This is a genomic window from Amycolatopsis sp. NPDC049252 (assembly GCF_043197175.1).
Taxonomy (GTDB): domain Bacteria; phylum Actinomycetota; class Actinomycetes; order Mycobacteriales; family Pseudonocardiaceae; genus Amycolatopsis.
On sequence record NZ_JBICSQ010000147.1, the window covers coordinates 1 to 12,591 of the forward strand.

The 12,591-nt window shown below is 71.1% G+C and carries 13 protein-coding genes and 1 riboswitch; of the genes, 1 reads left to right on the forward strand and 12 read right to left on the reverse strand.

Annotated features, from left to right (window positions below):
• Positions 1 to 118: 118 nt before the first annotated feature.
• The 4 genes from ACGFMK_RS47730 to ACGFMK_RS47745 all read right to left on the reverse strand — a co-directional run bounded on the left by ACGFMK_RS47730 (position 119) and on the right by ACGFMK_RS47745 (position 7,063).
• Positions 119 to 2,284, reverse strand: a complete 2,166-nt coding sequence (locus ACGFMK_RS47730) for a glycosyltransferase (protein ID WP_392778329.1) — start codon at positions 2,282 to 2,284, stop codon at positions 119 to 121.
• 8 nt (positions 2,285 to 2,292) lie between these two features.
• Positions 2,293 to 3,240, reverse strand: a complete 948-nt coding sequence (locus ACGFMK_RS47735; RefSeq protein WP_392778332.1) for an NAD-dependent epimerase/dehydratase family protein — start codon at positions 3,238 to 3,240, stop codon at positions 2,293 to 2,295.
• 47 nt (positions 3,241 to 3,287) lie between these two features.
• On the reverse strand, positions 3,288 to 6,164 hold the full coding sequence (gcvP, locus tag ACGFMK_RS47740) for an aminomethyl-transferring glycine dehydrogenase (RefSeq protein ID WP_392778335.1): 2,877 nt from the start codon (positions 6,162 to 6,164) through the stop codon (positions 3,288 to 3,290).
• A 178-nt stretch (positions 6,165 to 6,342) separates the two neighbouring features.
• A riboswitch (glycine riboswitch) is annotated at positions 6,343 to 6,442 on the reverse strand.
• Positions 6,443 to 6,484: 42 nt separating this feature from the next.
• Positions 6,485 to 7,063, reverse strand: coding sequence for a MerR family transcriptional regulator (locus tag ACGFMK_RS47745; RefSeq protein WP_323328493.1), 579 nt, complete (start codon positions 7,061 to 7,063; stop codon positions 6,485 to 6,487).
• Between the two features lie 279 nt (positions 7,064 to 7,342).
• On the opposite strand from ACGFMK_RS47745, the gene ACGFMK_RS47750 reads away from it, so the two are divergent.
• Positions 7,343 to 7,975 carry a TetR/AcrR family transcriptional regulator gene (locus tag ACGFMK_RS47750; RefSeq protein WP_392778339.1) on the forward strand — a complete coding sequence of 211 codons (633 nt, stop codon included), beginning with the start codon at positions 7,343 to 7,345 and terminating at the stop codon, positions 7,973 to 7,975.
• Here ACGFMK_RS47750 and trxA read toward each other — a convergent pair.
• From trxA to ACGFMK_RS47790, 8 genes are all read right to left on the reverse strand, one after another.
• Positions 7,927 to 8,301, reverse strand: a complete 375-nt coding sequence (gene trxA / locus ACGFMK_RS47755) for a thioredoxin (RefSeq protein ID WP_392778342.1) — start codon at positions 8,299 to 8,301, stop codon at positions 7,927 to 7,929. The two genes, ACGFMK_RS47750 and trxA, sit on opposite strands and share 49 nt — an antisense overlap.
• 12 nt (positions 8,302 to 8,313) lie before the next feature.
• Positions 8,314 to 8,715 (reverse strand): MerR family transcriptional regulator, encoded by a 402-nt coding sequence (locus tag ACGFMK_RS47760; protein ID WP_392778345.1) that lies wholly within the window; start codon positions 8,713 to 8,715, stop codon positions 8,314 to 8,316.
• Positions 8,716 to 8,757: 42 nt separating this feature from the next.
• The gene (locus tag ACGFMK_RS47765) at positions 8,758 to 9,231 is read right to left on the reverse strand and encodes a bifunctional nuclease family protein (protein ID WP_009078856.1); all 474 of its coding nucleotides are present in this window, start codon (positions 9,229 to 9,231) and stop codon (positions 8,758 to 8,760) included.
• Between the two features lie 217 nt (positions 9,232 to 9,448).
• Positions 9,449 to 10,195 carry a MerR family transcriptional regulator gene (locus ACGFMK_RS47770; RefSeq protein ID WP_392778350.1) on the reverse strand — a complete coding sequence of 249 codons (747 nt, stop codon included), beginning with the start codon at positions 10,193 to 10,195 and terminating at the stop codon, positions 9,449 to 9,451.
• Complete coding sequence (gene garA, locus ACGFMK_RS47775; RefSeq protein WP_284750621.1) at positions 10,192 to 10,662, reverse strand: glycogen accumulation regulator GarA; 471 nt, start codon at positions 10,660 to 10,662, stop codon at positions 10,192 to 10,194. The genes ACGFMK_RS47770 and garA overlap by 4 nt, the downstream gene beginning before the upstream one ends.
• Before the next feature lie 150 nt (positions 10,663 to 10,812).
• Positions 10,813 to 11,199: a glycine cleavage system protein GcvH gene (gene gcvH / locus ACGFMK_RS47780; protein ID WP_323328507.1), complete on the reverse strand. Its 387-nt coding sequence runs from the start codon at positions 11,197 to 11,199 to the stop codon at positions 10,813 to 10,815.
• Between the two features lie 100 nt (positions 11,200 to 11,299).
• Positions 11,300 to 11,911, reverse strand: a complete 612-nt coding sequence (locus ACGFMK_RS47785) for a CDP-alcohol phosphatidyltransferase family protein (RefSeq protein ID WP_392778354.1) — start codon at positions 11,909 to 11,911, stop codon at positions 11,300 to 11,302.
• Positions 11,912 to 11,934: 23 nt separating this feature from the next.
• Positions 11,935 to 12,159, reverse strand: coding sequence for a hypothetical protein (locus tag ACGFMK_RS47790; RefSeq protein ID WP_392778356.1), 225 nt, complete (start codon positions 12,157 to 12,159; stop codon positions 11,935 to 11,937).
• Between the last annotated feature and the right edge of the window lie 432 nt (positions 12,160 to 12,591).

Sequence of the window (12,591 nt, forward strand, 5' to 3'; positions counted from 1 at the left end):
ACTAGAGCGCCGGCACGTGTGATTGGCGGGTCGACCCGCGTGATCGAACGGACGACACGCGTACCTCGACGGACGACACGCGTACCGGGATGGACGACACGACGGGCCGGGCTGCTGATCAACCAGTCGGCTTGCGGCCGCGGCGCAGCACGTAGCCCCGCCACCAGGTCCCCGTCATGACCCTCGCGTAGTTGGCGCCGTAGACGACGCTGCCGCCCTTCTTGCTCTTGCCCGCCTTGCGCAGCCGCATGCTCATCGGCAGCTCGATCACCCGGGAGCCGCGCGCGGTGATGCCGAGCAGCAGTTCCGACGACTGGTACTGTGGCTCGTTCAGCGGGACCGAGCAGGCCAGGTCGGCGCGCATCGCCCGGAAGCCGAACGACGTGTCGGTGATCCGCCGCCGGGTCAGCACCGACGCCAGCACCGCGAACACCCGGACGCCGAGCCAGCGGACGCGGCTGTCGGCCTCCTCGTGGCCCAGCCGGCGGGAGCCGGTGACGAAGTCCGCCGTGCCGTCGACGACCGGGCCGGCCAGGGCTTCCAGCTCGCTGTTGTCGTACTGGCCGTCGGCGTCGGTGGTCACGACGTACTCGGCGCCCGACTCGGCCGCGAGGTGGTAGCCCAGACGCAGCGCCGCGCCCTGGCCGCGGTTGCGCGGTGCGACGCAGACGTACGCGCCGTGGTCCTCGGCGATGGCCGCGGTGTCGTCCGTGCCGCCGTCCACCACCACCAGCACGTCCACCGGCAGGCCCAGGCACTCGTCCGGCATCTTCTCCAGCACGCCGCCTATCCCGCCCGCCTCGTTGTAGGCGGCGATGACCACGACCAGTGACGACATCCGCAGGCCGGGGTGGCGGCCGCGGAAGTCGTCGAGCGCGCCCGTGTCGACGTCGTCGGGGAAGGCGCCCAGGCGTTTCCGGCTGGCCGACGTGAGCGTCGTGAAGCCGAGCGCGCCCGCGACGGGCAGCAGCACGAGCGCCGGGATCTGGTAGCGCCAGGAGAACTGGAACACCGCCGAGGCGAACAGCAGGACCAGCCCGCTCGTCGACGCCAGCAGCGCGCCCGCCCGCGCCGCGTCCACCGGCCGTTTCCGCCGGACGACCGTCAGCAGCCCGAGGAGCGCGCCGATGCCGAGCACCGCGCCCGGGACGTAGCCGCCGTTCAGCTGGTAGTCGCGCAGGAACGCGGCCAGCGGCTCGTCGACGCTCGCGACGACGCCGTCGTTCTGCAGCGTGACCAGGTCGATCAGGGACTGGTCGGCCCACTGCGGGTAGGTGAGCTGGAACTGCCAGCGGTCGAGCGGGACGTCTGTCGGGTCCTGCTCGCGGGCCCAGGCGAAGCTCTTGGCGAAGTCGTCCAGCACCGCACCCGCGACGTCGCCGGGCTGGGCCTTGAGCACCTCGATCGCGAACTGGTGCGCGAGCGCCGCCTTGTCCGCGCCGGGCGGCAGCGGGCCGGGCCAGTTCGGGTCGAGGTCGGCGTGGGTGTAGTTGTCCACGAGCCGCGTCTCACGCGGTTCGGCCGGGCAGAACACCTGCAGCTCCGGCGTCAGGTGCAGGTTCGCGCAGTCGGCGACGGCGGCGGTGCGGCCGTAGAGCATGTTCCCCGACGGCCCGGTCAGGCCCCACTTGCCGGTCTCGGAGTGCACCCGCGCCGAGTAGGGCACGACCACGACGAGGATGCCCAGCAGGCCGGCACCCGCCCGGCGCCAGCCCGCCCAGTGCCGCCACGCGCCCCCGGCGACGACCAGGTAGACCAGCAGCGGCAACGCCAGGGAGATCCCGATCAGCCGCACCAGCACGGCGAACCCGACGAGCAGCCCCGCGATGCCGGCGCGCTTCCAGCCGGGGGCACCGCGGCCGAGCAGCACCCAGAGCAGCCCGAGCAGCACCGCCTCGAAGACGACCTCGGACATGATGTTCTGCTCGATCTGCAGCTGGTACGCGTCGAGCAGCACCGGGGCCGCGGCGAGCGCGGCGACCCACGGCCGGCCGCCGAGGCGCAGCACGAGCGCGTAGACGCCGACCGCGATCAGCAGACCGCCGGCGTGCTGCACGGCCGCGACCCACGCCAGGCCGCCGACCGCCAGCAGCGGGCGCAGCACCAGGTCGTAGCCGATCGGGTCGAGCTGGTCGGCGCGCAGCGCGTGCAGGTTGTCGATGTAGCGGAACGAGTCGATGTACAGCAGGGCCGGCCGGTAGGCGAGCCAGGTGAGCACCCGCAGGACGATCGCGGGGACCAGCAGGAGGAGCAGAAGCCAGTGACGGCGGAGGAAACCGGACACGCCCGCGGTCACTCCGTCGCGTTCGGACGCTCGAGACCGGAGAAGTACTTCCACGCCGTGGCGAGCCCGTCGGTCAGCGACATCGACGGCCGGTAGCCGATCGTCTCCGCGCTCCCCGAGACGTCGACGACCACCGCGGGCATCTCCCCCGCCGGCGCCTCGACGTGCTCCACCGGCAGCTCCGCGCCGGTCACTTCACGGACGGCTTCGACCATCTCCAGCACCGAAACCGACTTTCCGGCGCCGACGATCGCGGTGCCGGAATAGCCGCTGCCGACGGCCAGGATGATCGCGTGGACGACGTCGTCCACGTGCACGAGGTCGCGGCGCTGCTGCCCGTCGCCGTAGACGCGGACGCCGGTGCCGTTCAGCGCCGCGCGCATCATCCGCGGCACGAAACTGTCCTTGTGGGACATTCCCGGACCGTAGACGTTGGTGAACCGCAACGCACACGTCGTCATCCCGTACGCGCCCGCGTAGCCCGACAGCAGCATTTCGCACGCCGCCTTGGTGGCGCCGTAGGGCGTCAGCGGCCGCGGCGGCAGGTCGGGTGTGATGGTCGCGCCGCCGACGTTGCCGATCACGGCGTTGGTCGACGCGAGCACGAAGTTCGGCACCTCGAGGCGCCGGGCCAGTTCCAGCAGTTCCTGCGTCACGAGGACGTTGTCGGCGAAGGTCTGCTCCGGCAGTTCGACCGAGCGCAGCACGGAAGTCAGCGCGGCGAGGTGCACGATGGCCGCCGTTTCCGGCGTCACGGCCTCTTCGCGGACGGCGGCGTCGCCGAGTTCGCCGGTGACCACGCGGACGCCGGACAGCTCGTCCGGGAACGGCACCCGGTCGACGACGGTGACCGGGACGCCTCGCTCGCGGAAGGCACGCACGACGGCGCGGCCGATGAAGCCGCTGCCCCCCGTCACGACCACGGACGTCCGCTCCGGACCACCACCACTCGCCATGGCGTCAACCTACCTCCCGCCCCTGTGAGGCCGGCGCAAGCCCGGAGCTAGGCGAACGCCTCCGGCGGCGGGCACGAGCAGACGAGGTTACGGTCGCCGGCCGCGCCGTCGATGCGGCGGACGGGCGGCCAGATCTTCGCGCCACCGGCGCCGGCCGGGAACACCGCCGTCTCGCGGCTGTAGGGCCGGTCCCACTCGCCGGTGACGCAGCGCGCGGTGTGCGGGGCGTGCCGCAGGGGCGAGTCCGCCAGGGGCCACTCCCCCGCCGCGACGCGGCCGATCTCGCCGCGGATGGCGATCATCGCCGCGCAGAAGCGGTCCAGCTCGGCGAGGTCCTCGCTCTCGGTCGGCTCCACCATGAGCGTGCCCGGCACCGGGAACGACATCGTCGGCGCGTGCAGGCCGTAGTCGGCCAGCCGCTTCGCGACGTCGTCGACCGTGACGCCGGTTTCCTTGGTCAGCGGCCGCAGGTCGAGGATGCATTCGTGTGCCACGAGGCCCGAACGGCCCGCGTAGAGCACCGGGTAGTGCTCGGCGAGGCGGCGCGCGACGTAGTTGGCGTTCGCCACCGCCACCAGGGTCGCCCGGCGCAGGCCTTCGGCACCCATCATCCGGACGTAGGCCCACGAGATCGGCAGGATCGACGCGCTGCCCCACGGCGCCGCGCTCACCGGGCCGACGCCGGTCTCCGGGCCGGCCGCGGGCTGCAGCGGGTGGTTCGGCAGGAACGGCGCGAGGTGCGCGCGGACGCCGATCGGGCCGACACCCGGCCCGCCACCGCCGTGCGGGACGCAGAACGTCTTGTGCAGGTTGAGGTGCGAGACGTCGGCGCCGAACCGGCCGTACTGCGCCACGCCGATGAGGGCGTTGAGGTTGGCGCCGTCGACGTACACCTGGCCGCCCGCGTCGTGCACCAGCGCGCAGACCTCGCCGACGGTGTCTTCGTAGACCCCGTGCGTCGACGGGTAGGTGATCATGATGGCCGCGAGGTCGGCGCGGTGCTCGTCCACTGTGGACCGCAGGTGCGCGAGGTCGATGTCGCCGCCGTCGTCGCACCGGACGACGACCACGCGCATGCCCGCCATCACGGCGCTCGCCGCGTTGGTGCCGTGCGCGCTGGCCGGGATCAGGCAGACGTTCCGCTCGCCCTCGCCGCGTGCGCGGTGGTAGGCGCGGATGGCCAGCAGCCCGGCGAACTCGCCCTGGCTGCCGGCGTTGGGCTGCAGGGAAACCGTGTCGTAGCCGGTGATCCGGGCCAGCCAGGCGCCGAGGTCGGCGACGACCGTCAGCAGCCCGGCCGCGTCCTCGGCCGGGGCGAACGGGTGCAGCCCGGCGAACTCCGGCCAGGTGACCGGCTCCATCTCCGCGGTGGCGTTGAGCTTCATCGTGCAGGAGCCGAGCGGGATCATGCTGCGGTCGAGCGCGACGTCCTTGTCGGACAGCTCCCGCAGGTAGCGCAGCAACGCCGTTTCGGAGCGGTGGGCGTGGAACACGGGGTGCGCGAGGAATCCGCTCGTACGCCGCAGCGGCGCGGGGAGCGCGTCCGCCGTGTCCTCGTCCAGGCTGTCCACATCGGACACCGAGACGCCGAAGGCCTTCCACACCAAGGAGAGCCGTTCGCGGGTGGTCGTCTCGTCACAGGCGACGCCGACGTGGTCGTCGTCGACGCGCCGCAGGTTCACGCCGAGGTCGCGGGCCGCCGCGACGACCGCGTCCGCGCGGCCGGGCACCGCCGCGGTGATCGTGTCGAAGAACTCGCCGTGCACGACCTCGACGCCGCCCTCGCAGAGGCCGGCCGCGAGCACGGTCGCCATCCGGTGGGCGCGCAGCGCGATCCCGCGCAGGCCGTCGGGGCCGTGGTACACCGCGTACATCGACGCCATCACCGCCAGCAGGACCTGGGCGGTGCAGATGTTCGACGTCGCCTTCTCGCGGCGGATGTGCTGCTCGCGGGTCTGCAGGGCCAGCCGGTACGCGGGCGCGCCGTCGGCGTCCTTCGAAACGCCGACCAGCCGCCCGGGCAGCTGCCGCTCCAGACCCTGGCGGACCGCCAGGTACGCCGCGTGCGGGCCACCGAAGCCCATCGGGACGCCGAACCGTTGCGTCGACCCGATCGCGACGTCGGCACCCAGCTCGCCGGGCGGCCGCAGCAACGTCAGAGCGAGCGGATCGGCCGCGACGATCACCGCCGCGCCGTGCTTCTTGGCGTCGGCAATGGTGAAGTCGAACTCGCGGACCGCGCCGGACGCGCCCGGGTAGGACAGCAGGATCCCGAAGAAGTCGCCGCCGAGGCCGAGCCCGGTCAGCCCTTGGGACAGGTCTTCGACGACGAGCTCGATGCCCAGCGGCTCGGCACGGGTCCGGAGCACGGCGAGGGTCTGGGGCAAGGTGTCTTCGTCGACGACGAACCGGTTCGACGCCGACTTGCCGGCGCGGCGGACCAGCGTCATGGCTTCGGCGGCCGCGGTGGCCTCGTCGAGCAGGGACGCGTTCGCGACGGGCAGCCCGGTCAGGTCGGCGACCATGGTCTGGAAGTTGAGCAGCGCCTCGAGCCGTCCCTGCGAGATCTCCGGCTGGTACGGCGTGTAGGCGGTGTACCAGGCCGGGTTCTCGAGGACGTTCCGGCGGATCACCGGCGGGGTCACGGTGTCGTGGTAGCCGAGGCCGATCATCTGGGCCATCGGCCGGTTCCGCGCGGCCAGCTCCCGCAGCTCGGCGAGCGCCTGGGCTTCGGTGGCCGGCGGCGGCAGTTCCAGCGGGCCGCTGGACGCGCGCAGGGACTCGGGCACGGCTCGCTCGGCGAGTTCGTCGAGGGAGGCGACGCCGACGACGTCGAGGATCGTGCGGAGATCGTCCGGACCCGGCCCGATGTGCCGGTCGGCGAAGGGAATGCCCTGTTCCAGGGAGGCGAGTGACTGCTGCACGATGGCCTCCCGAGGACGGCGGACCCGGACAGCATCCGCGAAAACGCTGTCGAGGAACCCTCCCCACTCTGTCCGTACCCCAGAGGGGCGCCTGAGAGTTTCGCCCGAGGTTGAGCCGGGCTTGCACCGTCGGCGGGGCCATCAGGCTGTGTCCTGACGACCCGCTTTCCAGAGGCGTCTAGACCGCGCGGTCCAGGGTGCCTGAGAGGTTCCGGGGAGGACTTGCTCCTTCGGCGCCGGACTCGAGGTTGTGGTCCGGACTCTCCCGCGCGGTTTCGTCGACTGCGTGGATCACCTTACTCCGTCTGCCGCGGAGATGATCACCCGGTACGGCGGGCGTTGCGGCGCTGGGTCAGCTCGTCCGGTTCGTGCGTCTCGACGATGCCGCCGTCGGCGCGTTCGGCCGGGAACTCGTGGATGGTGCCGCTGATCTCCTGCATGGCCCCGCTGACCGCGATGCCGAACACGCCCTGGCCGCCCTGGAGCAGATCGACGATCTCCTCGGGCGAGGTGCACTCGTAGACCGTGGTGCCGTCGGAGAACAACGTGACCTTCGCGAGGTCGCGGACCCCGCGGACGGACAGGTGGTCGACCGCGACCCGGATGTTCTGCAGCGAGACCCCGGTGTCCAGCAGCCGCTTGACGACCTTGAGGACCAGGATGTCCTTGAACGAGTACAGCCGCTGCGAGCCGGAGCCATGCGCGGTGCGAATGCTGGGCGCGATGAGCTTCGTCCGGGCCCAGTAGTCGAGCTGACGGTAGGTGATGCCGGCGATCTGGCACGCGGCCGGACCGCGGTACCCGACCAGCTCGTCAGGCAGCGAGTCGTCGGGGAACAGTTCACCCTGCTCACCAGCCGCGACCTGAACAGGCTGCTTCTCTGAACCAGCCTCGACCACGCAAGCCTCCCCTCGCCCGACCAGGCGGCCGGCGAATGACAGCCGGCCGGGACCCAGGAGCGGGTCCCACCGGAGATCAACCGCCACGATCCGGCCCCAGACCGTGAATCACATCGTGGCGATTTACCTTCTTCGACGGTAAGCGCCTAGACAGGGCGGGTCAACGCGACGCGCGGCAAGCCTCAACGGTCGGATGAGTGTTTGAGCCGTTCGCCGTACCCAGCGGTCGGTGGTTCAAACCTCCTGGACACTTTTACTCAACCGTGTTAATTTTTACTCATGCAAGTAAACACGGACCTGATGGCCGAGATGGGCCTCAGCGTGACCGAGGCCGCCCGCCGCGCGCAGATCATCGGCGCGACGATCGGCGTCATCAACGACCTCGGCTACCGCAAGGCCACGTTCGCCAGGATCCGCGAACGCGCCGGGCTGAGCAGCACCCGGATGATCTCCTACCACTTCACCAACAAGGCCGGGCTGATGCAGGCGGTGCTCAGCACCGTCGTCGAGACGAAGAACGAGTTCCTCAAGGAGCGCACCCACGGCGACCTGGACCCGGCCGACCGGGCCGGCTACCTGCGGGCGCACATCGAGACGTCGATCGCCTTCCTGCGCGCGTACCCGGACTGCGTGCGGGTGCTGACCGAGATGGCCGCCAACGCCGACGACACCGACACCTGGGCGATGACGAAGGTGCTGGTCGACGACCTGCGGGTGCACGGCCTGGCCCGCCAGCTCAAGCAGGGCCAGGCCGAGGGCGTGTTCGGCACTTTCACGCCCGAGGTGATGGCGATGTCGATCGCCCAGGCGGTCGACGGCGTGGCGGCGGCCTACGCGGCCGACCCGTCGCTGGACCTGGAGCTCTACGGCCGCGAGGTCGCGGACACGTTCGTCAGGGCCACCGCCGCCTGAGCCTCGAGGGCCCGGTCGAGGCGCTCTTCGAGCCGGGCCTTCGGGAGCGCGCCGACGATCGTCAGCACCGGCTCGCCGCCGCGGAAGAGGATCATCGTCGGCAGCGACATGACCTGGTAGGACCGGGTCGTCTCCGGGTTCTCGTCGGAGTTGATCTTGCGCACGGTCAGCGTCCCGGCGCGTTCGCGGGCCAGCTCGGCCAGCACCGGCGCGATCATCCGGCACGGCGGGCACCAGGTGGCCCAGAACTCGACCAGCACCGGGACGTCGCCGCCCAGCACCTCCGCGGCGAACGTCGCGTCGGTGACTTCGGCAATTTCGGACATGACAAGGCTCCTTCAGAGACGTTCGGGGACGACGCACGGATCGGGAGCGCAGCCGGGATCCTGCCTGGCCAGCGCTTCAGCGAGTTTCCCGGCGAGTTCGGCGCGGATGGCGCCGAGGCGGGCGAGGACGGCGTCGGCCTCGGCGAGCTTGCGCCGGTACATCTCGATCGAGCTCGGGCAGCTGTCGCCGGTCTCGTGGCCGCTGCGCAGGCACTCGACGAACGGCCGGGTCTCGTCGAGGGACAGCCCGACCGTCTGCAGCTTCAGGATCTCCGTGACCAGCTGGAGGTCGTCCTCGTCGTACTCGCGGTAGCCATTGGCCGCGCGCCGGGCCGCGAGGAGGCCCTGGTCCTCGTAAAAGCGAAGCGCACGGGTAGTGGTACCCGTGCGCTTGGCCAGCTCTCCGATCCGCATGCCCCCGACGCTAGACGTTGACGTCCGCGTCAAGGCAAGTGTCTACGTGTCGGCGCCGCGGAAGTCCTCCGGCGAAACGGAGTCGAGGAACTCGCGGAACTTCTCGACCTCGTCCTCCTGCTCGTCCGGGATGATCAGGCCGGCCTCCTCCAGCACCGCGTCCACGGCGTGGATGGGGACACCGATCCGCAGGGCCAGGGCGACCGAGTCGCTCGGCCGGGCGGAGACCCGGATGTCACCGTCGAAGACCAGTTCGGCGAAGAACGTGCCTTCCTTGAGGTCGGTGATCACGACCTGCTCGAGCTCGCGGCCCAGTGCCCCGATGACCTCTTTCAGGAGGTCATGCGTGAGCGGTCGGGCCGGGCGGACCCCCTGCTGCTCCAACGCGATGGCGGTCGCTTCGACCGAGCCGATCCAGATCGGCAGGTACCGTTCGCCTTCGGTTTCCCGCAGCAACAAGATCGGCTGATTCGCGGGCAGCTCGACCCGCACACCGACGACGCGCATTTCGCTCATCGGGCTTCGCCTCCCTCTCGTGCACACGGGCTTCAGCGCTGGAACTCACTCGCGCCGTTCACTCCCGACGCTACCCGTCATCCGTGCGCTGTGCTCGCTGTCCGCACACTCTCGGCTCGCCTACCGCAAACCGTTGTTCTCACGGTACGGCATGAGGTGCCGAACATTCAGTCATTGACATGGGACCGCAAAGAGGATCTCACCGTCCCGTTACGGCTCAACAACCCGTGACGCCGCGGATTCCGGCCTTCACGAGGAGCGTGTGCAGGGTCACGGACAGTGCCGCGAGCTCCCGCACCACCTCGTCGGCCCGCGCTTTGGCCTCCGGGTCACGATGCCGGTACACCGGGGTCACGATCTGCTCCAGCAGCCCGACCTCGCGGTCGGCCGCGGCGCGGAAGGCGCGCAGGTGTCTCGGCTCGATACCGAATTCCGTCAGCGCCTTCACCGTCCGCGCGACCAGGACCGCGTCGGGGTCGAAGAACCCCGCCGGACCGGGCCGGACCAGGCCGTACTGCTGCAGCTCGGCCAGCTCTCCCGCGTCGACGCCGGCCTGTTCCAGGAGCTCCTCCTGGGTCAGGCGCAGCTCCCGCCCGGGGGCGAAGTCGTCCGCCACGGGCAGGCCCACGTTCTCGGCCGGCGCGTCGATCGGCACCAGGCGGCGGGGCGGCCGGGGCAGGGCCGCGACGGGCCCGGCACCCGAGTCCGCCGCGTCCAGCTGCTCCTTGATGACCTTCAACGGGAGGTAGTGATCCCGCTGGGCGGCCAGGACGAACTTGAGCCGCTCCACGTCCGCCGCGGCGAACTGCCGGTAACCCGAGGGCGTCCGGCCCGGCTGGACCAGGCCTTCCGCCTCGAGGAACCGGATCTTGGAGATCGTGACGTCGGGGAAGTCGTGGCGCAGCTGCGCCAGAACCGCCCCGATGCTCAACCCGTCCCGTTGTGGCCGCCCGGCCGCCGTCACTGCGCCCCCTGGCCCCCGTGCCCCGGGCCGGTCAGGAAGACCAGGCGGAACTTCCCGATCTGGACCTCGTCGCCGCCCGCGAGGACGGCTTGGTCGACCGGCTCGCGGTTGACGTAGGTGCCGTTGAGGCTGCCGACGTCGATCACGACGAACTCCCCGCCTTCACGGCGGAACTCGGCGTGCCGCCGTGAGACCGTGACGTCGTCGAGGAAGATGTCGCTGTCCGGGTGGCGCCCGGCGCTGGTCGTGTCGCGGTCGAGCAGGAATCGCGAACCCGCGTTCGGGCCGCGCTTCACGACCAGCAGAGCCGAACCCGCGGGCAGGGCGTCGACGCCCTGGACCGGGGCTTCGGCGGCCGGAGCGGACTCGTGGCCTTCGGCTTCGGCCAGGAAGTCGGCCCGGAAGACAGAGGTCCGCTCCGGAGACTGCTCCGGGGGAACGCCGCCCGGCCCGTCGTTCGTGCTCACCTGAGCTCTCCTCCACACATGCTGTGTTGCCAGTACTTCAAGAACGTGTAGCTGCCAACGTACCGTGCCTGATCGCTTCTCCGAGCCCCGGGACCGGAGAAGCGCGAGCAGATCGCCCCCACCGGCCGGAATCCGAGGTCGGACGGGGGTTCAGCCCTTGATCAGAGCGTCGTACGCCTCGGCTTCGAGGAGCGCTTCGAGCGCCGACGGGTCCTCGAGCCGGATCTCGATGAGCCAGCCCTCGCCGTAGGGGTCGCTGTTGATCAGCTCGGGCGAGTCGGCGACGGCGTTGTTGACGGAGACGATCTCGCCGTCGACCGGCGCGAACAGCTCCGAGACGCTCTTGGTCGACTCGACCTCGCCGAAGACGTCGCCCGCGCCGACCTGGCGGCCGACCTCGGGCAGGTCGACGAACACCACGTCGCCGAGCTGGTCCTGCGCGTACTCGGTGATGCCGATCCGGACGAGGGTGTCCTCGCCGCGGGTGGCGACCCACTCGTGTTCCTCGGTGTAACGAAGCTCTTCAGGAGCGGACACCGCCGGTCCCCTTTCATGCCCTCACTGGCGAAACGTGCTGGGCGAAGTCTTACACCCACACGGCGCAGCCGCCGGGCACGACCCGGCCGAACGGTCGCGCTCAGTCGTCGGCGGCCCCGTGCAGGGCGTTGCGCGCCTGCACGACGTAGAGGACGCCGGACCAGACGTAGAGGACGCCACCCCAGATCGTGAAGGCGTAGCCGATGGGCCGGGCCACCGCCGCGACGTCCGAGCCACCCTGCGCGAGCAGCAGGAACGGGAAGGCGTACATCAGGACGAAGGTCGCGCCCTTGCCGATGTAGGTGACCTCCGGCGGCGCGAAGCCGCGGCGGCGCAGCGTCAGGACGCACACGCCGAGCACGGCCTCGCGCAGCACGAGGGGCACCACGACCCACCACGGGATGATCTCGCGGACCAGGAACGCGACGAGCGTGGCGAGGATGTAGAGCCGGTCGGCCGCCGGGTCGAGCAGCGCGCCGAGCCGGGACATCTGGTTCAGCCAGCGGGCCAGCTTGCCGTCGAGCCAGTCGGTCAGGGCGCTGAACACGAGCACCCCGAGCGCCCAGCCGTCCTCCTTCGGGCCCAGCAGCAGCCACAGGAAGACCGGCACGCCGGCCAGCCGCAGCAGCGACAGTATGTTGGGGACGTTGAAGGCCTGCCGCAGCAGGGACGGCTCGGCGTTCGGGGTGTCTTCGGGCGCGGCGGTGCTCACCTGCTCACCCTAGAGGCGGCGGCTCAGCACGCGCGGCGGTGGCTCCAGCCGCGTCGCTGCAGTTCGGCGCTGCTCAGGGCTTCGGGACGGCCGCGGTGGTCGTTGCCCATCCAGCGGGCGCGGCCGGGGCTCGCCTCGAGGACGTAGGGGCGGCCGCAGCACCAGACGACGGTGCTGGGCACGGTCGGCGGGCGGGACGGGGCGTCGGGGCTGGTCACTTCGGGGCTGGTGACTGCTTCGGCGTTCATCGCTCTCACGGGGTTCGGTGCGGGTCGGGGACGGGAAGCTCTGCGGCCTCCACCCAGTTCGTCGGCACGCGCGGCCGGGACGTTAACCCGCGCGGCGTGAATTAGACCGATCGATTCTTGATGACAGGCTGGTGTTTCAGAGCGTGAACGGAATGTTAATCGTCCATTGTGGACACACAATCCGCGACCACCGGACCCGGCCGCCACCCGGCTGGAGTAATCTCCGGCACACCCCTGGGCGAGTCGATCCCCGGGCCCCGGCCCGGATGGGCCAGAATGACCGGGCCAGCCAGCCCGACCGGGGAGGTAAGGATCGCGGTGCCCCATCCGACCACCACGAGGACGTGGCGGCCATTGCTCGCGGCCTGCCTCGTCGCGCCCGCGCTCGCCGCCTGTTCCGGCGACCCCGCCCCGTCCGCCGCTCCCCCGCCG

Excerpts from the sequence above, each read along its gene's own strand:
- ACGFMK_RS47760 (WP_392778345.1), bottom strand. The coding sequence starts at position 8,715 with ATGCGGATCGGAGAGCTGGCCAAGCGCACGGGTACCACTACCCGTGCG.
- ACGFMK_RS47790 (WP_392778356.1), bottom strand. The coding sequence starts at position 12,159 with ATGAACGCCGAAGCAGTCACCAGCCCCGAAGTGACCAGCCCCGACGCC.
- ACGFMK_RS47750 (WP_392778339.1), top strand. The coding sequence starts at position 7,343 with ATGCAAGTAAACACGGACCTGATGGCCGAGATGGGCCTCAGCGTGACC.
- ACGFMK_RS47765 (WP_009078856.1), bottom strand. The coding sequence starts at position 9,231 with ATGAGCGAAATGCGCGTCGTCGGTGTGCGGGTCGAGCTGCCCGCGAAT.
- ACGFMK_RS47735 (WP_392778332.1), bottom strand. The coding sequence starts at position 3,240 with ATGGCGAGTGGTGGTGGTCCGGAGCGGACGTCCGTGGTCGTGACGGGG.
- trxA (WP_392778342.1), bottom strand. The coding sequence starts at position 8,301 with ATGTCCGAAATTGCCGAAGTCACCGACGCGACGTTCGCCGCGGAGGTG.